Origin of the sequence: Kribbella deserti, from assembly GCF_042434725.1 — a bacterium.
In the GTDB taxonomy this organism is placed as follows: Bacteria; Actinomycetota; Actinomycetes; order Propionibacteriales; family Kribbellaceae; genus Kribbella; species Kribbella deserti.
Map to the genome: position 1 here is coordinate 170,949 of NZ_JBHLTC010000005.1, position 24,945 is coordinate 195,893.

Below are 24,945 nucleotides of genomic sequence, written 5' to 3' on the forward strand. Positions count from 1 at the left end.
GCACTCAGGGACCGAAGCCACCGGCGGCGCTGGCGGTATCGAGGCCGAGTGAACCTGAAGCGGGGACCGTCGCGGCAATGCCGGTGGCGCGCGCCAGCAACTGGTTGCCGTGACCTTTCATGACCGGCCACACAGCGGCGCCGAACGACTTCCAGGGATGGCGGACAGCCTGGCCCACCGACACCGAGACACGCGAAGCGATTTGTCCAGCACCGTGGCGCCACAGGTTGCCGGCAACGCCGGACGCAGCCCCAGCCACTGCACCAAGGGCAAGCGAGGCGGCGCCGACCTTGCAACTCGTCCCGCCTGGGTCGAGAGCGCAGTTCGCCCCTGTCGCGACCATGGACATGCCGACGCTGATGGCCGCGCAGGCCACGCATCCGAACATGCCAAGCACGCCGAGGCCCACCCCGGTCCATTTCCAGACGGCACTGTCGGAGATCTCTTTGACCCGGTTGACGACGTAGTTACCGACGGCCTTGATGCCGTTGCCTACCTTGCACCAGAAGCTGCGGGCGCATTCCTCGGCTTCCCGGCGGGCCTTCTGCTCCTTCGCTCGGCGTTCATTGATCTCCCTGCTCTTCTTGTAGATCGACGGCTCGTACTTCTTGTCGCCGTACCAGCGCTGGTTCCAGGCGCTCTTGGTCTTGTTCTTGCGGGAGAAGTACTCGCAGCTGTCGCAGAACGACTTGCGCTTGGTCTGCTTGCTCCACGCGCTGGCCTCGCCGTACTTGTGGTTGTAGAAGTCGCAGCTGTCGCAGTACAGACCAGTCGGATCGCTGAAGGTGACCGGGCTGTTGTTGCTGTAGGCGTACGCGTTCATCAACTGCGGTTCGCCGCCCATCACCGGGTCCACGGACAAGAAGCGGCCCAGCTCCGGGTCGTACTGCCGCGCACCGATGTGCACCAACTCCGTCGCGGCATCCTCCACACCGCCAACGAAGCCCCGCTCCCCCGGCAGATCGGCGGCCGCACCGCGCTTGGTACCGAACGGTGTCTGGCGTAGCCGGCTCACCGTCATCCGCGTCGCGTCGATCGAGAACTGGGCCGTCCCTTGGTGATCGCTGGCCAACCAGCTGAGCCCGCTGCTGGTCCGTACGGCGATCGCCTTGTCCCCGTGGGTGTAGTACCGCGTTGGCGACAAGGCACCGCTGCCGCGGTTCAGCGTCAACTCCTGCCCACCCAGGTAGACCGTGGTGGCTTGCGGCGTACGACGGATGAGCCGGTTGCCGTCCGCGTCGTACACGAACGTCGAGTCGCCTTCGGCCGTACTGATCTTGCTGACACGCCCTTCGCCGTCCCACTCCAACTGCTGCCCGGGACGTGCGATCGTGTTACCGGCCGCGTCGTACGAATAGGTGTCCGTAGTTCCCGCGGTCGCGACCGCGGTCACCGCGTGCGGCCGCGCCGTACCTGGCTCGGGATAGGTGTACGTGCTGGTGACGCCGTCGATCATCGAGCTGAGCCGGTTGCCGGTCTTGTCGTAGCTGTAGGCGTGGCGGTACGGCGCGGGGCCGGCCAGTGGTTCGGTCCGCGGGTCCGTGGCGCAGTCACCGGCCGGAGTCCACGCGTTGGTGAGGCGGCGCAAGTGGTCGTACCGGAAGCACTGCCTGTCCACGCTGCCACCCCGCAGGGTGTCCGCGATCGACGTGATGTTGCCCGCCGGGTCGTACGTGTACCGCAGGTCTGCCTGCATCGGTGCGGGCAGTTCGGCGTCGACGATGGTCTGGTCGAGTCGTCGCGTATGTGTGTCGTAGTAGTACGACTGCCACGCCCGCTTGGTGCCTTCGCCGTACTGCAGCCGCGCGAGTTCGCCCTGCCGGGTGTACGTGGTGTCGCTGATGTAGTGCATGGTCTGCCCGTCGAAGCCGCCGCGGGTGACCTTCGGCAGCCCGAGTTCGTCACGCTCGTGCACGATGCCTTCGGCCGGCAGGCTTCCGATGGCGGGCAGGTGGGTCGAGGCCAGACCACCGTCGTAGTCGTACCGGAACTCGGTTTTGTACGTACCAGCGAGCGTCTGCTCCTGCTCGGGAATCGTGACCGTGGTGGACAGTGGCTGGCTCAGCTGGTTGTACGAGCCGATCGACGTCGTGTAAGCGGCAGCACCTACGTGCCTGGTCGAGGTGGCGAGCAGACCCTTACCGGCCTCAGCGGTGTCGTAGACCCAACTCGCCATCGCCTTTCCGTCCTTGGTGGCACTGGTCTTACGACCGAGAACGTCGTACGCGTAGTTGATCGTGGCGCCTCGCGCGTCCGTGACTGCGGTCAGACGCTGAGCCGCGTCGTACGCCATCTGCGACCTGCCCTTGTCCGGGTCGTCGGACTGGATCAGGCTGCCGCGCTGGTCGTAGGTGTAGCGCCAGGTGTTGCCCATGGCATCGATGATCGAGGCGAGTTCACCGCCCTTGTGGTACGTGTAGCGCGTGATGTCGGGAGTCCCTCCCACCACCCCACCACGGTACTGGTGCAGCTCGGTGGTCTGGCCACGCGCGTCGATGACGACGGTGCTGGCCGTTCCACCCAAGGGTGGTGTGGTGTGCACCCGGTCGCCCTCGTGCTCCTGCGTGGTACGCCACTTCTCGTCCCCGCCACCGCGGAAGGCGGTCGCCACCGTGCGGCCCGCCCCGTCGTACGACGTCAGCGTGGTGCCCAGCTTCTCGGCCTCGACCGCGACCCAGAGCGAGTCGTCGATCGCGGTGTTGTGGAAGTACGGCGCGCTCTTGAAGTACGCCCGGCCGTGCGAGTCGTACCGGGTGTCCGTGAGCAGCCGGCCGCCGCCGGACGCGGGCGTCTGGACCTGCCGTAGCCGCATCAACGGGTCATAGATCTCCTTGGAGACCGTGTAGTCACCACGCGCGTTGAGCCGCGAACTCGTGACCACGGTCGGACCGTCGTTGCGGATCAGGTACGTGAACGTGGCGCTGGCGGAATCTCCCAGCGGCCGCTTCCGGTTGGGCTGCCAGATCGCGACCGACCGGCCCAGCGCGTCGTACGCCGTCTCGGTGCGGCGCAAATTGGGATCGACCACCATCATCGGCACACCCCACGCGGGTGCCACGGTAGTCGTGGTCACATGCCCCTTGGCGTTGGTCTCGATCGTTTTCGTCAACGGCCCGCCAACCGCCGGTGTGTACTCGGTGCTGGTTTTGTTGCCAAGGGCATCGGCACCGCCGGTGACCCGCCCGTGCACGTCGTACGTCGAAGTGGACGTCATGACGTAGCCCGACTCGGCCAGTTCCTCCCTCCGCGTGACCGAACCGGCCGTCGGCGCGGTGCCGATGGCCAGGCCGTCGTACCCCGTGCGGGTGTCGCTGAGGGTTTCACCGCCCGTCGCGCCGCAGCGAACACTGACCGTCCAGTCCCGGTACGGCAGCGCGAGGATCCAGCGGTCGGTGTTCCGGGCGTAGCTCTTGCGGTTGCACTCGTCGTCGGCGGAAGTGTTCACGTCGCCCTGGTCGTCGACCTCGATCACCTGGCCGCGGTCGTCGTACTTGCTGTCGGTGCGGGTGATCCGCCACTTGTCATCGGCGAGCGCGGTCGCCGTCGTCTCCGTCCCGGTACGGACCAGGTACGACTTGAGCTCACCACGGGTCGCGTTGGGACCCTGCGCCACCGGCGTCGAGATGTCGGTTTCGACGACGGGCCCGTTCACACCGTTGAACGTCGCGTTCTCGAACTCGGTCCCGGCGAACCAGTCCGAGTCGGTCCGCGAACCGCCGCGCGAGTCGGTCACGGTCACCGATCGTCGGCCGTTGCTGGGCAGGCGATCCTGGTCCATGCCCCGGTAGAAGCGTTGCTCCTGCTCGCTCACCGGGCCGGCCGGATCGTCCGTGTTCCCGGTCCGCGTCCGCACCCGACCAAAGCCCCGGAACTCGTTCCATGTCTTCTTGTCGTCCTTGGCGAATTCCGAGGTGTCGAAGTGCCAGGCGGCACCGTCGAGATAGTGGTACGACGTGCGCTGCTCGCTCGTGCCGTCGTACCGGTCGGACTCGACGACCTCGGCCACGACGTACTTGTGGAAGTAGTCGATGCGTTCGTTACCGCCCGGCGGAGACCAGCGCGCCGGGTAACAGCGCAAGGTGTTGTGCTCGGGACTGGCCGGCATCGACGTACCTTCGACGCAGTTCGGCGCGGCGTAGACGACCGTGATGACGCCGCCGCTCTCCGAGACGACGGCCGTGATCCGGTACCGGTTCAGCGGGCCGATCCCGGTGCTGTAGAACACCCGGTTGGGTTTCGCGGTTCCCTCGAAGGTCACCGCCGGCAGCGCGATGGTGCCACCGACGTGACCGGTGTGCACGATCGACTTCAACCAGAGCGCGGCCTTCTCCTGGTCCCCCGGATTCGGGAACTCGTGGTTCAGCGTCCACGAGTCCACGTCGGTGAAGCCGGCCGCGCCGCGCACGCGGGTCACGATCTTCGCCAGCCGCTTCGTGGTCCAGAAGCTCGGCGAGTAGTTGCCGAAGCAAGTTGCCGCAGCGCAGTTGGAGTCCCACGGCACGTCGGGCCAGTTGTTCTTCTTCGCCGCCGTGCATTCGCTGCCCTTCACGCACCGGTTGTCGGTGAGGAACTCGACCTGGCCCGTCGCCGCCACCGAGTTGTCGGACCGCAACCCGTACTCGATCTTGCGCAACGCGCCGCCACGCACGTACGGCACGGCCGCGTCCTGCAGGTTCGCGCCGTAGCTGTTGGTCTCGACGTCGTAGCTGTAGACCATCATGTTGCCGTGCGGATCGATGACCTTGTCGAGGTTCCATCGCCAGGCCTGGGTGCAACGGGAGGTCGCGAAGGTCGAGCCGTGGCAGGGCTCGTTCACGTCGTCGCCGTAGACCGGTACCGTCCAGGTCGACTTCGCCTCCGGTCGCGAACCGTAGAAGTACTGCGTGCCGTCGACCGAGGTGATCTTCCAGTGCTCGCCATCGGCATCGCCATTCGCCGCGCCGGTGAGCCGCTCGATCCGTGCGCCGTCGTCGGACTTGGCGCGCCACCGGTTGCCCGACTCGTTGATCAGGATGCCGTTGCTCGACGCCATCGCGTTGTCGTTGCGCCAGCACAGATCGCCGGTTTTCGGTGGGATCGTGCCGCCCATGTCGTCGTCCGAGCAACCGCCGTACGTGCGCTCGATGAAGCCCACCTCCAAACTCCAGCCGTCACCCACCCAGGACGCCTGGTTGTTCGTTGCGGAGGTGCGGCCGTCCACTGCGGAAGACGCGTACGACAAGCCCAGCTCGGGCTCCAGGCCGCCCGGCGCCGGTGGTACCCGCAGCGGGTAGGACCAGGTGAAGTCGCCGGTGTGTGGAGACACTTGCCAGGTCGCTGATGGCGACAGCGACGTCGCGGTCAGGCTGCCACTGCCGGCCGGTGCCGGTGGAGCGTTGTCGGGCTGGTTACCGCTCAGGGCGGATGCCGATGCCTGGTCGGCGGGTCGCGGCGGCTTCGAGGCCGGATTGGTGACGTTGGTCTGCGGAGTGTCGGGCAACGGCTGCGAGGGGCCGCCGTTGGCGAGTGCCGCCGCGGGCTCCGGAGCCGGTACCACCAGCAAGGTCGTGACCAGCAGGCCGCTCAAGCTCGCCGCAACGAAGCGGCGGCCGATTCGTGACAGTTTCACGGTATGCCTTTCCTTGCAGGAGGTCAGGAGAACTGGGGTGCCGGGTCCGGCGCGGCGAACAGGGTGTAGCCAAGGAGACCGTCGACGGTGTTTCCGAGACAGGTCGGGCTGAAGTCGGCGAACCGTTGCCCACCGGCCCGGCAGGCGTACAACGCCTTGCTGCGCAGGCCCTCTGGCGCCTCCGGCCAGATCTGGGCGATCGTCCCGGCGACAGTCGCACCGCCACAGGTCGAGTCGGTCGACAGAAACTGGTCCAGCCCGTCGCGGCACGCGACCAACGGCACCGTGCCGGGTTGGCTGACCAGTGGCACGTAACCGAGCGGTCCTTCGTAGCGATAGCCGTGCGGCGCTCCGGCAACGCCCTGCCAGTGGTCGCCGTGAACGGTGTACCGGCTCAAGGGCGCGTAGGCGAGCGTGTAGCCGAGCAGGGTCGCGCCCTCGCATCCCTGCTGCAACGACTCGAACCGGTCGCCGCCGGCCACACATCGGTAGACCGCCGTCGTTGCAACGTTGGCAGGCTGTCGCGTGTAGACCTTGCCGATCTCCGCACCCGCCGTGCCGCCTTCGCAGTTCGCGTCGAGCGAGGTGAATCCGTCGGTGCCGTCGACGCAGGCGTACAGCGAGTGCGTGTCCGGCTGTTCACCGTCGACCAGGCTGCCGAGCGTGCTTTCGAAGTGGTAGCCGGCGCGAGGATTCGCCGACGCCGAACCGGCGTAGCGATCCCCCGCCGTATTGGTGAAACGACCGAGCTGCCCCGGAGGTGTTGCGGGCCAGCCCATCCGTGCCAGGTCGGCGGCGGTCTGCACGCCTTGGTACAGCGTGACCTCGTCCACCGAACCCGGGAAGAAGTCGACCGGCAGACCGTTCGCCTTCGCCCGGCCGATGCTGAACTTGCCGTTGCCCACCCACAGGGCGACGTTCTCCTTGGTACCGGCCAGCTGCCCGTCGACGTAGATCCGCAACTGCCGCCCGGCGTAGTCGTACACGCCGGCCAGATGCGTCCAGCGGCCGGCCACGGGCGCGTGCACCGACTGCGCGTAGACCGTCGACGAAGCATCGGCGTCCTGCTGATGCGTACCGAACACCCAGCGGTCCGGCCCTGGCCGGTACTGCAGGAAGAACGACGATGCGCGCGTGCCGTCCTGGCCGAAGACCGTGGCGATCTGGTCCTTGCGCGCGAGGTTCGCCCACGCGGTGACGGTGAAGCTGTCCCGGGTTGATACGCCGAGTCGCTCGGTGGCGACCCGGCCGGAGGCGCCGTCGAAGGTGATCGCCCGCCCGGACAGCCCAGCGCCGTACGAGATCCCGCTGGTGTGCGGCGTCGCGTGGTTGCCGCGCCACGACAAGTCGTTCGACGTGTTGTCGTCGAACGTGAAGCGCCCGAACACGGCCGCGTTCACGTCGTCGTGCAGCGCCCGTACTTCGCCCGCGCCGATCACGCGGCCGAAGACGCGCACGTCGTCGATGCCGTACCAGTAGTGGTTCGCGGCGGCGCCGTTCCACTTGCCGCGGCCCAGCGTGAGCGGCCCCGTCGAGCCGAACGTCGGTACGTCCGCACGCATCGCCGACAACACTCCGTTGACGTACAACTTGAGCTGTCTGCTGATCGCGTCGTAGGTCACCGCGAGATGGGTCCAGTCGCTGTACGCGGCTGCCTCGTTGGACGTGAGCAGTACGACGGCCGGATTGTCGACGTCCGCCGTCGGCACGAGTACCGCCCACTTCGCTGTCGGCTGGTGGTACTGCAGGGCGAACGCGCTGACCCTGTTCCCGTCCTGGGCGACCAGCGTGCGAGTGGCGGTGGTGCCTTGCAGATAGGTCCAGGCCGCGACCGAGAAGCTGCCCTTCGTATCCACGACCTGGCCCGCCGTCTGCGCCGACGTCGTCGTGCCGTCGAGCTTCATCGCAGGTCCCTTGCGGCCACCGACCCAGCCGGTCGCTCCCGTCATCGTCATCGTGTGGTCGTTGTTGCTCGAGTCCGCTGCGCTCGTACCGGTGTTCTCGTCGAGCTTCCAGTACGCGATCGGGTCGGTGGGCACCGGCGCGATCGCGGCCTCCGTCGGGTACGAGTTGCGCAGCGCCGCCACCCGCGTCTTGTCGAGCACACCGGCATAGAGCCGCACGTCGTCAACGGCGCCGGAGAAGTGGTTGGCCGGCTGGCCCGCCGTCTTGCCCCGGCCGATGGCCACGCCACCGGTCGCCTGCCACGACTTGTCCAGTGCGCCGTCCTTCTGCCGCACCGCGTCGACGTACAGCCAGATCGTCTTCGAAGGCGCGTCGTACACGCCGACGAGGTGGACCCATTCCTTCAGCTCGCCAGGTGCGACCGAGATCGCCGCGCGGGCCACGGCCGGGCTCGTGTCGCTCTCGGGCATCTCGAACACCCATGACCCGGCCAGGTTGTCGCCGTCATCGATGAGATGTCCGAGGCGGAACTTGCTCGTCTGATCGCCGTCGACGGTGACCGCGTCGCGACGGCAACCGATGTACGGATCGGCACAGTCCACCTCACCCAGCTGCACCCACGCCGATACCGTGAAGCTCTGGTCGGTCCGCAGGTCCACCTTGGGCGTCGTGGCCGTGCCCGTGCTGCCGTTGAACCGCAGCGCGTTGCCGGACCGGCCGACCTCGCGCTGATACCCGCCGGACAACGTCGCCGTACGACTGCCGACCGCGTCCCCGGCGATGCCGCCGCCCGGCTCGTCGAGCGACCAGTTGTGGATCAGGCTGAGATCGCGGCCCGCCTGGGTGCGGATCTCGTCGGCGAACAGGGCCCGGTTGTAGACGGCCACGTCGTCGATGGCGCCGGTGAATCGGTTGATGCGCTGGCCGTTCCACTTCGCCGCGCCGATCTGGAGGCCACCGCTCGCGTGGTTCCACATCGCGGGACCCGCGCTCGTACCGGCGAGAACGCCGTTCACGTAGAGGTCCATCCGCTTGGCTCCGGCGTCGTACACGCCGGCGAGGTGGGTCCAGACGCCTACCTGGGCAGCGGGACCGGTCACGCGGTGATGCACGTCGCCGCCATCGGCGCGGTCATGGCTGAAGAGGAGAAACGTCCATTGCCCCGTGGACGCCGCCTGCAGTTGGAAGGCACTCACGAAGGCGCCGTCCTGCGACACCACCGCCGCCGTACCGCCGGTTTTGTCGAGTCGTGCCCAGGCCGATGCGGAGAAGCTGCGGCTGGTGTCGATCGCCTTGGGCGCCGACACGTAGCCCGCGCCTTCGACGGCCAGCGCAAGGTCGGTCGGATCCGGGCTGCTCACCTGACCGCCGGTGAATCCGATCGTGTCCGCCCTGACCCCGTCACGACCCTTGCCGGAGGTGTCGGTCAGGCCGCCGTCGAGCTTCCACTGTCCTTCGGGCACGTTGTTCTGGCTCACCAGGCCCTGAATCTCGGCCGGCTCCAGTGGGCGGCTATAGGCGCGCACCTCGTCGACCAGGCCCGGGAAATGCTCGACCGGCTGGCTGTCGGCCTGACCGCGGCCGACCGCGAACGCACCCGTGGCGTTGAAGCCGCCGACTCGATCCGCTTCGCCGGCGAACAGCCCGTCGACGTACAACCGGACCTTGCGGGTGGCCGCGTCGTACACGGCGGTCAGGTGAGCGCGTTGCCCGACCTTGCCCGTCACCGTGCCGATCAGCGTCGTGGCCTGACCGGCGGCCGCCTCGTCGGTCCCGGGCAGGTGCACGGCCCAACGACCACTGTCCGTGCTGTTGGCTGTCGGCCGGTACTGCAGGGCGAACCCGCTGCGGTGGACGCCATCCTGCGACACCACGCTCGCCGCCGTACCCGTGACCTGACGGCTGAGCTCTACCCACGCTGTCACGGTGAAGCCGCGGTCGGTGCGGATTTGCGGTACAGCTGTCGTGACCGTGCTCGTCGTGCCGTTGAGACGCACGGCGCCGTCGATGATGCCCGGCGTCACGAATGCGGCCTCACCGGTCAGCACGCCCGCCGATCCACCGGCAACGGCGTTGCTCGCCGTCTGTCCGTCCGACTCGTCGAATCGCCAGTGCCCGATCTGGACGTTGTCGCGGCTCACCGCGGTACGGACCTCGGTGTCGGACAACTCCCGATCCCACAGGGCGACCTCGTCGATCGAGCCGCGGAAGTGGTCCACGCCGGCGCTGCCGTCCCACATGGTCCGGCCGATCTGGACTCCGCCGACTGCCGTCCACGGTGTCGCTGTATGGCTCGCCTCGCCCGAGCGCACGCCATCGACGTACAGCCTGAGCTTCTTCTCCTCGGCGTCGTAGACACCGGTCAGATGAGTCCACACGTTCGGTACGGCTGGTTCGGCCGACCAGACCCAGTCGATGCCCGCGTAGGTGGTGTCGCTTTTCGACATACCGAAGATCCACCGGCTGACGCCCGCCGAATCGAGGCGGTGCCAGAGGTTGAAACCGGAGAAGCGCGTGCCGTCCTGGCTCACAACCGAGCCCACGCCCGTGCCGGGAGCGAGCTTCACCCACGCCGAAACGCTGAAGCTGGCTTTGGTATCGACCGCGTGCGGCGCTTTCACGTGTCCCTGCGTTGCCGGGTCGACCGTGATCGCGGTGCCAACAGCGCCGGGCGAGTACGCCGTACCGCCTTCGAGCGTGCCGTGGCGGTCCCCCAGGAACGCGCTGTCCTTCGCGTTGCCCTCGAACGACCATTGGGCCAGCGGGCCATTGCCCGCACGAACGTAGAAGTGATGCCGCGTCACCGGGCCGAGCCGGCCTGCGCGGTCGACGGCGTACACGTAGAGGTCGCGCGGCCCGTCGCCTGGCGGCGTCAGCAGCACCGACGCCCCGGCACCTAGTGCGGTGGCGTCGACCTTGTTCGGCGCCGCGTCGTCCCAGCCGTAACGGTAGTGGTCAACGTCGCGAACCTCGCCGGCCTCGTAGTTCGGCGTGAACGTGAACCGGCCGGGCGCGCCCACTCCACCGTGCCAGCGGTTGTCCGCCGGGTAGAGGTCGCTGCCCACCGTCACCGCCTTGCGAGGCGCCTGCCGATCGATCACGAACGACGGACCGGCAGCCGTCGGTCCCGCATGCGCGTCGACCGCGGCCACGGACCAGGTGTACGTGGTGTGGTCCGGTTTGCCACGCACGTCCAGCTTGCTCGTCGCCAGCGTGTTCGTTCCGACCACGTCGCCGTAGTACGCGCCGCCGTTGACGGTCCAGTACGGGCGCATCTGATCGCCGTCGGCATCGATCACGCGCGCGCGGATCGTGATGAAGTCGTCGCCCAGGTAGGTCTTGCCCCCGCAGTGCTTACAAGGCGCGCGCCACGGCGTGACCGACAGTTCCGTCGGCGTGTTCGGCTTGGTGTTGTACTCGATGTAGAGCACCGTGCGGTTCTGGTCGTACTTGCGCCAGGCCGCCTGGTTGTTCTCGTCGGCTGCCGCGAGGAAGTAGCTCGAGTAACCGCCGAACGTGATGTGCCCGGCGGTGTCGAACCCGACGTGGTGATCACCCGGCTCGGCGCATCCCGCCCGCGCGCCCTTGACCGCTTGGGTATTGACCGCGACATGGCCAGGCTGGTTGCCGAAGGCAATGGTCGGACCGTACTGCCCCTGCACCCAGTAGAGCCGGTGGTTCTGGGCGGTACAGTCGGGCCGGTGGACGGCGACCGTGTTGAGGAACGACTTGATCCACACCTTGCCGCCGAGCCAGCGGGTGTCGAACTGGAAGTAGGTCCGGGCGATACCGACGATCGCGCCACAGTTGGACCAGTTGCACCGGCCGACCTGGGCCCGACCGTCAGGATCAGCCGTCGCGTTGTAGTACGTGCGACTCGGATTGCCCGAGTACACGCCACCCCACGCGGTCTTGCCCAACTGGGTCGGCGCCGGATCGATCACCACGGGGTACGTCGTACCCGGCGCGTCGAGCAACTTCGCGTCCGGCCGTAGTACGAGCGCCTTGGCCTCGACCGTGACGGCGGCGACGGCCTCCTTGCGCACCTGCGCCGAGTCCCACATCAGCGACGGCGGCGATCGGAACACCGGTTTGCCCGCCTTGTCAGCGCCTTCGATCGAGCCATCGCGGCCGACCTTGAGCTTGGCGCCCTGAGCAGCCATCGCCAACCTGATCCGCCGTACACCGGGATGGGCCGCCGCCTGCCGGGTCTTCACCACGACCTGCTGGGTGTAGCCCCCGTTCTCGGCCTTCATGACGAGATCCACGCCCGGGTACACCTCGGGATAGGTGGCGGTAGCGCCCGCGAGCACCGGCTTCGGCAGGCGCGCCGGCCACGACAACACCATTCGTGCAGAGCCAACCTGGTACCGCACCAGCGGCTGCGATCCGCCGCCGGAGAACGCCAGCTCCGTCACGGCCGTGCGTGGCGCCACCATTCCGTCGGGACGCTTCACCAACTTGGTGTCGACGTTCATCCAGGTACCACCACGGTTCACCCGCGTCGGCACGGTCGTCAGCTCCGCGACCATGGCTCCGTCGGGCTTGGCCCGCACGAGCCGCGTCTGAGTCGTCAGGTCCGCCACCAGCACCGGCTTGTCTTGGCGTCGGGCCGCGGCCAAGGCCGACTCAGTGTCGGGCGCCTCCGTCACGGCCTCCCGATCACCAACCGGCGCAGCCGGCGTCCCCGCTGCCGTGCCGGCCGTCGCTGTCGCCGGGCCGGCGGCCCCCGTCACCGCCGGCCCGGCCGTGCCTGTTATCACCACCAGCGCCGTCAACCACGCCACTCCGCGCGCCCACCCCAGTCGTCCCACAGCCCACCTCCGCGTCCGAGCCGGTGTCCTCACGCCGGCGAGCCCGGACAATTCCAGAGGCCGCTGTCATTTCGCTTACAACGCGGCGGACGCCCTGCTAGGCGCTCTCGTGGGAGCGCTCGGCAGGTTGGCCTGACGGACCCGGTCGCTCATCGGCGCGCGGCGGTTCGCGGTGCACAGCAACACGCCCGTCGACTCGAACGCATTCGGCAGTTTCCGTGAATCGGCCGAATGCGATTGGTGGTCATCGATCACGTTCGACAATTGTCCGGCGATCGATCTCATTCGACGATCTGGCCGTCGATCATGGCTTTCCCTGGCGCCCAGGGAACAAAAACTGTGCTCCGGGTGTGCACGTTCACACAAAATCTCCCTGAAAGCTTGCCATCGCGATCAACTTAGGTTTTCATCTTGGCAGTCACCTTCTGCCGAGAACGAATCCGCCCAACATTCCTTGCAGACAAGTGATCCGCCACGCTGGGACGAAGGAGCATCGCATGACCGCCGATGGAGCTCAGGACCCGCTCGACCTCGCCAGCGGTGCCCTCGGCAACTAGTGTCCTGAGTCGGAAGTTCGTGCACATCTCCGGCGCAGGACACTAGCCGTTCCGGCTTCTCCGCACCATCTCGGCACAGCGACGGCCGAACGAATCTTCGCGGTGAAACCCGGTCGTCCAGCGCCGCGATCGACAGAAAACCGGCGGCAACCAGCCGCGCTCAAGCTTGGCCATCGGCTGATCGTCCAGCTGGATCCCTCCCCTGTTTCCGGTTATTCCTTCGAACACTTGGGGTGCTCATGACCATGCATCGTCGTGCATTTCTTGGTATCGGTGCGGCCGGTGTGGCCGGCGCGGGCCTGTCCTTGCAGGGCTTCGGACAGGCACTCGGCAGTGTCGGTGCACTGGCCGCTGCGCCGACGACACCGTTCGCGGTCGGCGTCCGCCAGTACACCTGGTGGCGCGGCAGCCGACGGGTGACCACCTACGTGTACTACCCCGCCAAGGGCACGCCCGGCTCGGGTCCGACCACCAACGCTCCCGTTGCCGACGGCGTATTTCCCATCTGCCAGTACACGCACGGATCCGGCGGCAGCCCACAAAAGGCCCTCGGGCACATCCGCCCCTTGGCCGCGGCCGGATTCATCGTGCCCGCGCCGGTCTTCACCACCGCCTCCATCGGTGACGCCTACAACGGCAACCTGTCCAAGGACGTCTCCACCGCCATCACCGGCACCCTCGCGCTGAACTCCGCCAACGACCCGCTGCGCGGCCACATCAACACCGCGACCGGGGTCGGCGTGTCCGGCTATTCGATGGGCGGCATGACCACACACGGACTGCTCACCGCCTGGCCCGACTCACGCATCGTCGCCGCCGCGCCCTGGGCCTGCGTCGACGTGGGCAACCCAGGCGGCACGGTCAGGGCCAAGGTGCTGTTCATCCACGGCGACCGCGACTCGACCTGCCCGTATTCGTCGGCCCGCCAGGCCTACCGCGAACTGCCGGCGCCCAAGGCGTTCCTCACCTTCCACGGCGGGACCCACACCAGCTTCTTCAGCGACTCCCGCGCCCGCAACACGTTCGTGGACTGGATGCGCTGGGGCCTGTACGACGACACCACCGCCCGCGACCGGCTTTCCGCCGACGCCAGCTCGAGCACCACCACCTGGGAGTTCCTGCGCTGAGGCCACCTTCCCTCGGACGGCTGCGTACGGCGTCCGAGGGAAGATCGCTGCCAGCTTGCCTCGCCGGGTGACAGGGTCTACCGGAACACAGCCAGCTCGAAAGGTTCACATGACGTACCGGCCCGCGCACGCCGTGAAGCACGCTCCCTGGGATCGCCCCGAAACTCGCACCGCCATGGCGTCGACCGAGGACGTCCGGCCCGGGCTCGAGCTCACAAACCGATCCCTGTGGCGCGATGGCCGCCGCTGGATTCCGGTGACGGGCGAACTGCACTACAGCCGACTCCCCCGGCAGCGCTGGCGGGACGCACTGCGGCTCATGAAGGCCGGCGGGATCAGTGTGGTATCCACCTACGTGTTCTGGATCCACCATCAGGAGGACAAGGGCGCAGAGCCACTGTTCGACGGCGATCTGGACTTGGCCGCGTTCGTCGAGCTCTGCCGCGACACCGGCCTGGAGGTGATCATCCGGATCGGGCCGTGGTGCCACGGCGAGGTACGCAACGGCGGGCTGCCCGACTGGGTACCTCCGGCCCGCAGCGACGATCCCGCGTACCTGGATCAGGTACGGCGCTGGTTCGGTCATCTCGGCCGGCAACTCGCCCGGCTGTGCGGGCCAGACGGCCCGATCGTCGGCTTCCAGCTGGAGAACGAGCTGTACGACCAGCCCGGCCACCTCGTCACGCTCAAAGGCCTCGCCCGCGCCTGCGGCCTGCACGCGCCACTGTGGACGGCCACTGCCTGGGGTAGCGCCGACATCCCGGTCGGTGAGGTCTTCCCCCTGTACGGCGGTTACGCCGACGGCTTCTGGGTCGACACCGCGGACGGCTGGCACGACTCCTTCCGCGCCCACTTCCACTTCTCCCACCAGTGGGACGACCCGGGCATCGGAAGTGACCTCGCAGGCGACAAGACCACGGGCGTGCCAGGCGCCAAGCATCCCGACTTCCCTGCAGCGACCTGCGAGCTGGGCGGCGGCATGGCTACGGCCTACCATCGCCGCCCGTGGCCGACCGCGGCGGACATCGCGGCGGTGGCTCATTGCAAACTCGGCAGCGGATCGGCCTGGCAGGGCTACTACATGTACATCGGCGGCACCAACCCCAGGCCCGGCCTGCAGGAATCGCATGCCACCGGCTATCCCAACGACCTGCCGGTGCACAACTACGACTTCCACGCACCCGTCGGCGCCCACCTGCAGACCCGCGACACCTTCCATCTGCTGCGCAACCAGCACGCGTTCCTGGCCGCGTTCGGCGACCGGCTGGCAGGCATGAACGCCACGATCCCGGCCCTGCCCGACCAGACAGCCCTGCGCTGGTCGCTGCGTTCCGACGGGCACGAGGGTTTCGTCTTCATCAACACGCACCAGCCGTACGAGCCGCTACCCGACCACCACGGAGTGCACTTCGACGTCGAACTCGACAAAATCCGCGTCGCCTTCCCGCATCGCCCGATCGATATTCCGAGTGGAACGTCCGTGTGCTGGCCGGTCCACCTCGCCGTGCATGGCGTCACGATCAACTGGGCCACGCTCGGGCTGTTGACCGTCCTACCAGAGGGCGACGATCCGCTGCTGGTGCTGACGAAGGCCGACGGCGTACCCGGTCATCTGTCTCTACCCGCTGGCACCCGAGTGATCGGACACCCAGTTCTGGAGCGGGATGGCGAGGTCATTCTCGAGGACCTCCCTAGCTCACGCGAGCTGCTGACGGTCGAGACGCCGTACGGCGCGCGGCTGAGGTTGCTGGTAATCGACGCTGCCACCGCGCGGTACGCCTGGTTGCCCGGCGGCGGCCGGCTCGTGATCTCCGAGGCCGACATCGTCTTGCTGCCGGATGGAGACCTTGCCTCGATCAGCACCGGGCCCGTCACGGTCGACGTGCTCTGCGGCGATACCTTCGAGCGGCACCACCTCGGCGCACGCCGTACAGCCGTGCCGGTGGAGATCGTGCAAACCGCCGAAGCCAAACCGCCCTCGGCGTGCCCGGTCATCGTGCCCGGCCGTGCCTCCGCGCCTGAGCCGGACACGTTCGCCGCCCACGCGGCCCGTTTCACCATCACGGTGCCCACGGCGGGGTTGGCTGGCGAGCGGGTCTTGCTGCGGCTTGAGTTGGTCGGTGACGTAGCCACCGCGACGGTCGGCGGCCGTACCGAAGACCTCTTCTGGGACGGCGCGCCGTGGGATATCGACATCACCCCACCCCACGGCGCCCCGACGGTCGAGGTCCAGCTCGCGATCTACCCGCTCGACGAAACGACCCCGGTTTGGCTGCCCGAGAACGCGAGGAACAAGGTGGCGGGACTAAGCGCACACGTCCTCTCGGCCACCGTGATCGACTACCAGACTCGGCGGCTCCGGAGCAGTCGCGATTAACTCTCCGGCACCATCACACCGCCTACTGCCGGGCGAGTTCCACCTGCAGCCACGGCCTCGACCAGCCGACCGTCCCGGCCTCAGCTGGCGAAGAAGCGGGAAGCCGGGGTGGGGACCTCGTCCAGGCGGGGATCGAAGCGGTCGACGAAGTGGACTCCGGGCGGGATCTCGACGCTCGTCGTCGAGGCCCAGCCACGAGTGAGGGTCGGGAAGTCCGGAACGTCTGGGTGGTAGTGCGGCTTGCCGGTTCCGAGCACATCGCGTGCCATCGGCGCACTCACCGCCTGGTAGCGGAAGTCCGCCGATACCCGTAGTTGCCGGGTCCGGTTCGGCATCGCTCCATGCACGGTCAGGCTGCCGAAGAGCAGCACGTCACCAGGCCGGTACGACGCCGTGCGCCATTCCGGGTGCTCCTCGTCCGCCTCGGCCCGCATCATGCCGGGACCGTCGGCAGCACGCACCGGCAGTACGCCGAGCCGAGGCGATCCCGCGAACACCCGGAGCCCGCCGATCTCGGGCGGAGCCGCGCTCAACGGGAGCCAGGTGGTCAGCGTGTCGATACAGCCCTGGATGAACCGGTAGTCCTGGTGGATCGGCGTCGGACTGGCCCCTGGAGACGGCGGCGCGATTCGGCAGATGTGCGCCGGATGCGCGAACGACTCCTCCCCCAGCAACCGCGAGGTCAGGCCCAGCAGCTCCGGCCGCACGGCCAGTTGATGGAACGCCTCGGTGCTCTGGATCGCCGTATAGGCGCCGAAGAATCCGGGTGATCCCTCCTCGACCGCGCGCTCGGAGGCGATCAGCTTGTCGGCGCTGGTGCCGGGAGCCAGCCAGTTGCTGTCGGACAGGATCCGCGCGATCTGCGCGCGCACGTCGTCGACGACGCCGGACGGCAGTAACTCGCGGAAGAAGAGGTACCCGTCCTCGGACAGCCGCGTGCGTAGTACCGCGGTGTCGTGCAGCACAGCCGACGAGTCGGTGAGTTCCTTCATTGCTCGTTTCCGATCTTGTCCATCGTCGCCGCGATCGCGGCGACGTCCGCCTTTTCCAGGTACAGCCCGTTCACGGCCTTGTTGATCTCGGCAACCTTCGCGGTCCAGCCGGTCGCGATCGGCATGTTCACCGTGCTGCCGGCGGCCGAGTCGAGGAACGGCTGCACATCGATGCCCTTCTTCTGCCAGTACGCCGCATAGCCCGCGCCCGCGCCGTTCAGCGCGGGAATGACGTAGCCCGCGTCGCCCATCAGCTTCTGCGCCTTCTCCGAGCCCAGGAAGGCGATCAGCTTCCCGGCCGCTTCCGGGTGCTTGGTCTTCGCGAACATCACCTCGGCCAGCCCGTTGATCACCACCGTGCGGTCCACCGGTCCGGCCGGCATCGAGGTGACTCCGATCGGGAACTTCACCTCCGGCAAGGCGTACGGCAGCAGCGCGTTGTTGGCCGGGAACATCGCGACCTCGCCGCGGTAGAACATCTCGGTCGCCTGCCCGGTCGGCGGGTTGGTCCGGGTCCCGTCGGGCGAGACACGCCACTTGAACACCAGGTCCCGGGCGAACTGCAGCGCCTCCACCGACTTCTCCCCCGCGAATTCGAAGCTGCCGTACGGCTTGTCCATCGCGCGGCCGCCGTTGGAGGCGATCCAGTTCAGCCACTGGGTCTGACTGTGGTTCCAGGAACAGAACCCCCATTGCTTGGAGCCGACCGTCAGCTTGCGGGCGATCTCCAGGAAGCTGCCCGAGCCGTCCGGCGCCCAGGTCAGCTTGTCAGGCATCGTGATCCCAGCCTTGGCGACCAGGTTCTTGTTGTAGAGCAGGCCGACCACGCCCAGGTCCTTGGGCAGGCCGAGTTGCCTGTCCTCGAACTTGTACGACTGCACGACGTTCGGGTGGTACGAGTCGAGCTTGAGCCCGGCCTTGGCGATCAGGTCGTCGAGTGGAGCAAGCACGCCCTTGTCGGCGAGGTCCGGGAAGTTCTCGACCGTGAGCCAGAAGACGTCCGGCGCCTTGCCGCTGGCCAGTTCGGTGGTGAGCTTGGTCCAGTACTGGTCCCAGGGCAGCACCTCCATCCGGACCGTGATGTCCGGGTTCTCGGCGGTGAAGGCGGCGAACACCTTTTTGTAGCCGACCTCTTGCTGCTCGTCCCAGAGCCGGTAGACCAGTTCGGTCTTACCGCCGCCGGAACCCGGCTGGTCGGTGGATGAGCCGCAGGCGGTGAGGCCGCCGAGCAGGCCGGCGGTACCCAGCAACAAGGTCCGCCGGGACAGGGCAGAGGACATCAGGAACCTCCTACTTGAGCCCGGTGACGGCGACCGAGCGAACGATGAAGCGCTGGAAGAAGATGAACAGCACGAGCAGCGGCGCCAGCGCGATCAGGCTGCCGGCCATCACGGCGTTGTAGTCGACGCCGATCTCGCTCTTGAACAACGCGATACCGACCGACAGCAGCCGCCTGTCCTCGCTGCTGGTGATGATGAGCGGCCACAGGAAGCTGTTCCAGTTGGCCACCACGGCGAGGGTGGTGACGGTGACCAGGATCGGCTTGGACAGCGGCAGCACCACCAGCAGCAGGGTCCGGATCCGGCCGGCTCCGTCGATCCGGGCCGCGTCCTCGAGATCGGCCGGAATGGTCCGGAAGAACTGCCGCAGCAAGAAGATCGCGTACGGCGTACCGAGCATGGTCGGCAGCATCAGGCCGGCCCAGGTATCGACCAGCCCCAGCTTTTGCATCATCAGGTAGAGCGGGATCATCGTCACCACCGGCGGGACCATCAGCGTCGACAGATACACCCAGAACAAGGCGTCCCGGCCGGGGAACGACAACCGCGCGAAGGCGTAGGCCGCCAGTACCGCGAACACCAACTGGCCGACCGTGATCCCGGCGGTGACGAACACGGTGTTGGCCAGATAGCTGCCGAAGCCTGAGGCGAACAACCGATCGAACGCGGCGACGCTCGGCGGCAGGCCCGGTTCCCACGGCAGCGTCTCCGACAGTTGCCCAGGGCCCTTGAACGCGGTCAGCACGGTCAACAGGTACGGGAAGATCGCGAACACGCAGCCGATCACCAGGACGCCGTACGCGAACAGCCGGGATTTGGTCATCGTCACCACCGATCAGGAGAAGTCGTACGTCGTGCGACGCTCGAAGTAGGCGAACTGGGAGATCGTCGCGATCAGGATCACCACGAACAGCACCACCGAGATGGTCGAGGCATAACCGAAGTCGAACTTGCGGAACGCCTCGTCGTAGATCAGGTAGGTGGCGACCTCGGTGCTGTTCCCGGGACCGCCTTCGGTCATCACGAAGATCGTGTCGAAGGCCTGGAACGAGCCGATCACGTTGGTGATCAATACGAACAGCAACGTCGGCCGCAGCAGCGGGAAGGTGATCCTGAAGAAGTGCGCGACCGGTGACGCGCCGTCCAGCGCGGACGCCTCCCGCAGACTGGCCGGGATGTTCTGCAACCCGGCCAGGAAGAACAGCATGTTATAGCCGGCGAACTGCCAGATGTGCACGGCCGCGACACTCGGCATCGCGAGCAGCGAGGACGACAGCCAGGCCGGACCGTCGACGCCGAACAGGCCGAGGAACTGGTTGATCGCACCGCGGCCGGGATCGAAGATCCACGCCCACACCAGGCCCAACGCGACCGGCGTCGCCATCCACGGAATCACCAGCAGGGCGCGGAAGTACTTCATGCCGCGCAGCTTGCGGTTCACCAAGAGGGCCAGCAGCAACGACAAGACCGTTGTCCCAGGCACGCAGATCAGCACGTAGTAGCCCGTGACAACAAACGAGTGCCAGACATCGCCGTCCTGGAACAGCTCACGATAGTTCGCCAGACCGATGAACTCAGGCGTGGCGAGCAGCTTCCAGTCGAACAAGCTGAGCACGATCACGATCAACACTGGCGCCAGCAAGAAGCCCAGGACACCGATCATGCTCGGCGCGAGCAGCGCGTAGCCGGCCAGCGCCTGTTGACGGCTTTGCCGGCGGCGAGTGGGGCGAGGCGCGGCTTTAAGCATCGGGCTCCTTCAGCGGATGCGGCCGGTTTGAGCTCGGCGTGAGCAGCTCCCGGGTCCGGTCGAGTCCCCACTGGTCCAGCGCGCCGATCGGATCACTGGACATCCGCAGCCCTGGAGCGTTCTCGACGTGCTCGGCCCACCTCTCGCGATCCTGGACCTCCGGCTGCACGATCAGGCAGTCCGGGTCGTTCGCCCACCAGCGGCCATGCAGGAACTCCCGGGCCACCGAGGTCGACCGCGCACCCCGCTGGCCCGGCTGGCTGATGTCACCCGATGGCGGATCGACCAGCGGGTCGGTGTCGGGCGAGATCCGCATGCAGTCGACCAGCCCGATACTCGGCAGGATCGGGGCGCCGCAGCCGTGCAGGATCCGGTTCGGCCCGACCACCTCGCGCAACAGCCGCATCCCGTGCCGGTAGGCGGCGATGCCGTCGATCGGTTCGTGCCGCCGGCCCTCGATCGCGCCCGCGTAGACGAAGTCCAGTTTGAAGTGGTCGTACCCCTGTCGGCACAACTCGGTGAACACGTCCTGCAGGTGCTGTGCGGCGCCCGGATGCGTCACGTCGAGGATTAGTTGCTCCTGGCCCCAATTCGTGCCGGCAGTGATCCCGGGCACCAGCCAGTCCGGATGCCGCCGGGCCGTCTCGCTCTTGCTGCCGACCAGAAACGGGGCCACCCAGATCCCGGCCCGCCGGCCGCCCGAGCGGATGTCGGCGGCCAGCCGGACGGTCGAGCCGAAGTCACCGCGCGGCGTGAGCCAGTCCCCGATCTCGGCCTGGTAGCCCTCGTCGAGCAGCACCAGGTCCACGCTCAGGTCGTGCTGGTCGAACTGCCGGACCTCAGCCATGACGTCCCGCTCGGTGACCTTGCCCCAGTACGCGTACCAGCTGCACCACGACGGCCCGAACACCCGAACCGCGCCGCCATGGTTCCGCGCCGCGAAGGTGTCCGACCAGTCCGCGAGCGCGGCGTTCGGGGCGGTCGCGGTACGGATCAGGTCCACCTCACCGTCGGCCGAGACCACCAGCCGATCGCCGACCACCTCGCAGCGGATGGACGGTACGACGTCCGGCGTGCGCGCGGCGACCACCAGCACCTCGTCCCCGACGGCGACCGCGAGCAGACCTTCGCCCTGGAAGCGGCCGGCCTCGACGCCAGGGCGGTACGCCATCACGTGGTGGTTCGGCGCCGTCGGCCGTGGTGGTCCGGCGCTGAGCCGGTACCAGCCACTCGGGCTCCAGGACTGCCAACCGTGTTCGAACACTAGCGCGGCGGCGTCGTACTCAAGCTCGGCGACGGTGCTGAAACCCACGGGTTCCTCGATTCGCTGGGGTGCAGGATCTTGCTGTTGTGTGGGTAATCTTGGGACCTGCATGAAGGGTGCACCATGACAGAGCCTGCTGATTATGAGCACGATCTTGCTACTCAGGTGCTGATTGAGCTCTACAGTGAGATCCCGCCGCCGAGCAAGTTGGTGACCGGCCACTTCCACAGTGGCGGCGACTACCGGGTGATCCGGCCGGACGGCGTGGGCAGCTGGTACCTGCTGTACACGGCCGGCGGCACAGGTCAGTTCCAGATCGGTGCCGACAAGCTGACGCTGCGCCACGGCGACCTCGTGCTGGTCAGCCCCGGCACCGAGCACGACTACGGGACCGTCGGCACCTACTGGGAGACCTGGTGGGCGCACTTTCAGCCCCGGCGCGAGTGGCATGCCTGGTGGTCGCTCCCCCAGGCAATGCCCGGGCTGGCCTATGTGCGGCTGACCAGACCGTCCGAGACGGACAGGCTCGTCACTGCCTTCGCCCGCTTGCACCGCGATGCTCAGCGGGCCGGGTTGTCACCTACCGGGGACACGGAGCTGCACCTGCTGGAGCAGAGCCTCGCCGTGCAGCTGACGATGAACGGCATCGAGGAGGTCCTACTGGTCGCCGCCAGCAGTTTGCGCAAGGCCACCCAGCACCTCGACGCTCGGGTGCAACTCGTCCTGGACGCTGTCACCTCGGACCCGGCCCGGCCGCACACGCTCACCTCACTGGCCGGTCTGGCACAGGTGTCGGTCTCCCGGCTCGCCCACCTCTTCAAGGAGCAGGTGGGCGACTCCATCATGAACGTCGTCGTCGGTCTTCGGCTGCAGCGGGCGTCGGAGTTGCTGGGGGCAACCGACATGTCCATCGGCCAGATCGCCCGCGCGGTTGGGTTCGAATCCCCGCACTACTTCAGCCGGCAGTTCGGCCAGCGCTTCGGCATGTCTCCCACCCGCTACCGCAGTACCGTCAGGAACCCGGAGCTAGAGCTATATTGACCTCGGTCGCCGCCGCGTAGTTCGCGCCGCCTTCCAGACCGATAAGACGGACGTAGCGGGCCGTCGTACCGGTAGGGAGTCTGGCGATCTTGGCTTCGGTCGTACCGTCCCAGGTGCCCGTGGTCGCTGACTGGAAGGTGACGCCGTCCGTGCTCACCTGGACGTCGTAGCTCGAGATGCGTCCGTTCGGCGAGGTGTCTTGGCGGGGCGTGTAGACGAGGGCCTCGATCGCGCGAGGCGTCTTGAGATCGAGCGTGAGGTACTGCGGCAGTGGCGCGTGCGGGCTCCAGTTGGAGTGCCACATGGTCGCGCAGTTGCCGTCGAGCGCGCCCGCCGGACCGTGCGCGGCGTTGCCCTGGCTCGTGGCCGTCGCCGTCATCTCCTTCTGCGGCAGGAGATTCAGCGGACCGAACGGCCCGTCCACCGGCGGCGGCGTACCGGGGATCGCGGTCACCCGGCCGAGCGCTGGGACCTTGATCGACGATTGCGTGCGCAGATGGTTCAGAAAGACCTCCTGGCCCATCCGCGGTGCCCGGACCAGATCGGTGTACTGCTCGAACCCGGGATATCCGTACCGCCGGCCGTGCAACGGCATCACCGCGGTCGTGGCGACTCGGTAGGTCCGGTCGAGCTCGAGGCGTTCGCCGCCGATGAGGACCTTCGCCGGATCGACCCGGCTGCCGGCCGGCGCGCCCAGGTCGTAGGTGTAGCGGAAGTTGCTCGAGGTCGCGAGCGACGACAACCGCTGACAGCCGTACGCCGGCGGAATCCACTGCTGCTCGAGAATCGCCTCGACGGCCGAGCCTTTCAAGGCCAGCGTGGTGATCGGCGAGATACCGGCGACAGGCCACGCTTCGCCGAACAGAACCCGGCCCGGCCGATCACCGGCGGCGCCGCTCGAGGCGTACGCGAGTCCTCCCGCGATCACGTCACCGCCGAGGTCGGCGGGCACCAGCGCGAAGTCCGCGTCGCCGCTGCCGTGGCCGGCCGCCTCCTTCAGGTACAGGTCGGTCACGAGGTTGCCGGCCCGGCTCTCCGCCGTCCGCGAGAAGTCCAGGTCCCGATCGATCGTGGCCAGCGGCTGTGCCCGGCGCGCGATCCACTTGTCCATCCAGTACTTGACGATCTTCTGCACGCCGGCGTCCGGGGTGACGTCCTTGGTCATCGCATGATTGGCCGACGTCGTCGCGGACCGGATCACCTCGCCGCTGGCCGGATCCAGCGCCAGCTTCACCTCACCGAGCAGGCGGCCGTGGTTCGATGCCTCCAGCACCGGTCGCGGTACGCCGTTGGGGTCCGGGATGTGGCAGTTGAACGCGGTATGCCAATGACCGCCGAGGATCACGTCGATATCCGGCGACAACGCCCGCGCCGCGTCGAAGATCGGGCCGGTCGGGTTCTTGCACTCGTTGAACAGCCCACCCTGCTGGCCGCCCTCGTGCATGCTGACCACGATCGCGTTCACACCCTGCGCCTTGAGTTCGGCGGCGGCCCGGTTGCCTGCCTCGACCAGCGCCTGGAACTCGAACCCCGATCCCCCGATCGACAGCGACTCGGTCGGCGTTCCCGGGAAGCCGAGCCCGATGAAGCCGATCCGCGCCGACCCGGCTTGGGCGATCCAGTACGGCGGAAGCACCGGCCGTTTGGTCCGGGGATCCACCACGTTCGCCGCGTGGTACTGGTAGTCGGTGCCACGGAAGGGGCGTCCGGTGGAGTCCTGGAAGCAACTGTCGAACCCGGGTTTGCCGTAACAGGCGCCGGTCGTCATCCGCCGCAGGAACGGGAACTCCCGGTCGAACTCGTGGTTGCCGGCCACGTCGAAGTCCATCCCGAAGGCGTTCAGCACCTCGATCGTCGGCTCGTTCGCGAACGCCTGGGTGTAGTCCGGCCAACCGCTGAACTGATCGCCCGACCCGATCAGGAAGCTGTTCGGCTGCCCGGCCCGGAGGCGGTCCAGATGCGCCTTCAGATATCCTGCGCCGCCAACGGCCAGGGACCCGCCCGGACCGGCGATCGTCAGGTTCTCGGTCTCGGACAGATAGCCGTGCAGATCGGTCAGGCTGAGGATCTGCACCGGAATCGGTGCTGGTGCCGCGGTCGTCGTGGTGGGCAGCCCCAGCAGTGCGGCACCCAGCACGGCAATGACGGCGGCGATCCGGGATCTCCTGGGCATCGGCTGCTCCTGTCGTCGGCGGAACCGAAAAGCACCGTAGCCAGCACCACCGGTCCACGA

At 67.7% G+C, this 24,945-nt stretch carries 11 protein-coding genes; 3 read left to right on the plus strand and 8 right to left on the minus strand.

What is annotated here, in order from left to right:
- Positions 1–4: 4 nt before the first annotated feature.
- Positions 5–5,608, minus strand: coding sequence for an RHS repeat-associated core domain-containing protein (locus tag ACFFGN_RS04865; RefSeq protein WP_380044079.1), 5,604 nt, complete (start codon positions 5,606–5,608; stop codon positions 5–7).
- A gap of 23 nt (positions 5,609–5,631) precedes the next feature.
- A complete protein-coding gene (locus ACFFGN_RS04870; RefSeq protein ID WP_380044080.1) occupies positions 5,632–12,165 on the minus strand; it encodes a LamG domain-containing protein in 6,534 nt (2,177 codons plus the stop codon).
- A gap of 958 nt (positions 12,166–13,123) precedes the next feature.
- Between ACFFGN_RS04870 and ACFFGN_RS04875 the strand changes: the two genes are divergently transcribed.
- Both ACFFGN_RS04875 and ACFFGN_RS04880 read left to right on the plus strand, forming a co-directional pair.
- A complete protein-coding gene (locus ACFFGN_RS04875) occupies positions 13,124–14,011 on the plus strand; it encodes an alpha/beta hydrolase family protein (protein WP_380044081.1) in 888 nt (295 codons plus the stop codon).
- Between the two features lie 175 nt (positions 14,012–14,186).
- Entirely contained in the window at positions 14,187–16,388 is a 2,202-nt protein-coding gene (locus ACFFGN_RS04880) for a beta-galactosidase (protein ID WP_380044082.1), read from the plus strand.
- An 80-nt stretch (positions 16,389–16,468) separates the two neighbouring features.
- On the opposite strand, the gene ACFFGN_RS04885 is transcribed toward ACFFGN_RS04880, so the two are convergent.
- From ACFFGN_RS04885 to ACFFGN_RS04905, 5 genes are read right to left on the minus strand one after another with little or no spacing between them, the layout of a single operon-like run.
- Positions 16,469–17,380, minus strand: coding sequence for a phytanoyl-CoA dioxygenase family protein (locus ACFFGN_RS04885; protein ID WP_380044083.1), 912 nt, complete (start codon positions 17,378–17,380; stop codon positions 16,469–16,471).
- Positions 17,377–18,660, minus strand: coding sequence for an ABC transporter substrate-binding protein (locus tag ACFFGN_RS04890; protein WP_380044084.1), 1,284 nt, complete (start codon positions 18,658–18,660; stop codon positions 17,377–17,379). The genes ACFFGN_RS04885 and ACFFGN_RS04890 overlap by 4 nt, the downstream gene beginning before the upstream one ends.
- Before the next feature lie 10 nt (positions 18,661–18,670).
- Complete coding sequence (locus ACFFGN_RS04895) at positions 18,671–19,483, minus strand: carbohydrate ABC transporter permease (protein WP_380044085.1); 813 nt, start codon at positions 19,481–19,483, stop codon at positions 18,671–18,673.
- Positions 19,484–19,495: 12 nt separating this feature from the next.
- Complete coding sequence (locus tag ACFFGN_RS04900; RefSeq protein ID WP_380044086.1) at positions 19,496–20,407, minus strand: carbohydrate ABC transporter permease; 912 nt, start codon at positions 20,405–20,407, stop codon at positions 19,496–19,498.
- Positions 20,400–21,719: a glycoside hydrolase family 36 protein gene (locus ACFFGN_RS04905; protein WP_380044087.1), complete on the minus strand. Its 1,320-nt coding sequence runs from the start codon at positions 21,717–21,719 to the stop codon at positions 20,400–20,402. Before ACFFGN_RS04905 ends, ACFFGN_RS04900 begins: the two co-directional genes overlap by 8 nt.
- A gap of 75 nt (positions 21,720–21,794) precedes the next feature.
- On the opposite strand from ACFFGN_RS04905, the gene ACFFGN_RS04910 reads away from it, so the two are divergent.
- Positions 21,795–22,712: a helix-turn-helix domain-containing protein gene (locus tag ACFFGN_RS04910; RefSeq protein WP_380044088.1), complete on the plus strand. Its 918-nt coding sequence runs from the start codon at positions 21,795–21,797 to the stop codon at positions 22,710–22,712.
- Here ACFFGN_RS04910 and ACFFGN_RS04915 read toward each other — a convergent pair.
- Positions 22,684–24,885, minus strand: a complete 2,202-nt coding sequence (locus ACFFGN_RS04915; RefSeq protein ID WP_380044089.1) for a discoidin domain-containing protein — start codon at positions 24,883–24,885, stop codon at positions 22,684–22,686. The genes ACFFGN_RS04910 and ACFFGN_RS04915 overlap by 29 nt on opposite strands.
- Positions 24,886–24,945 lie beyond the last annotated feature (60 nt).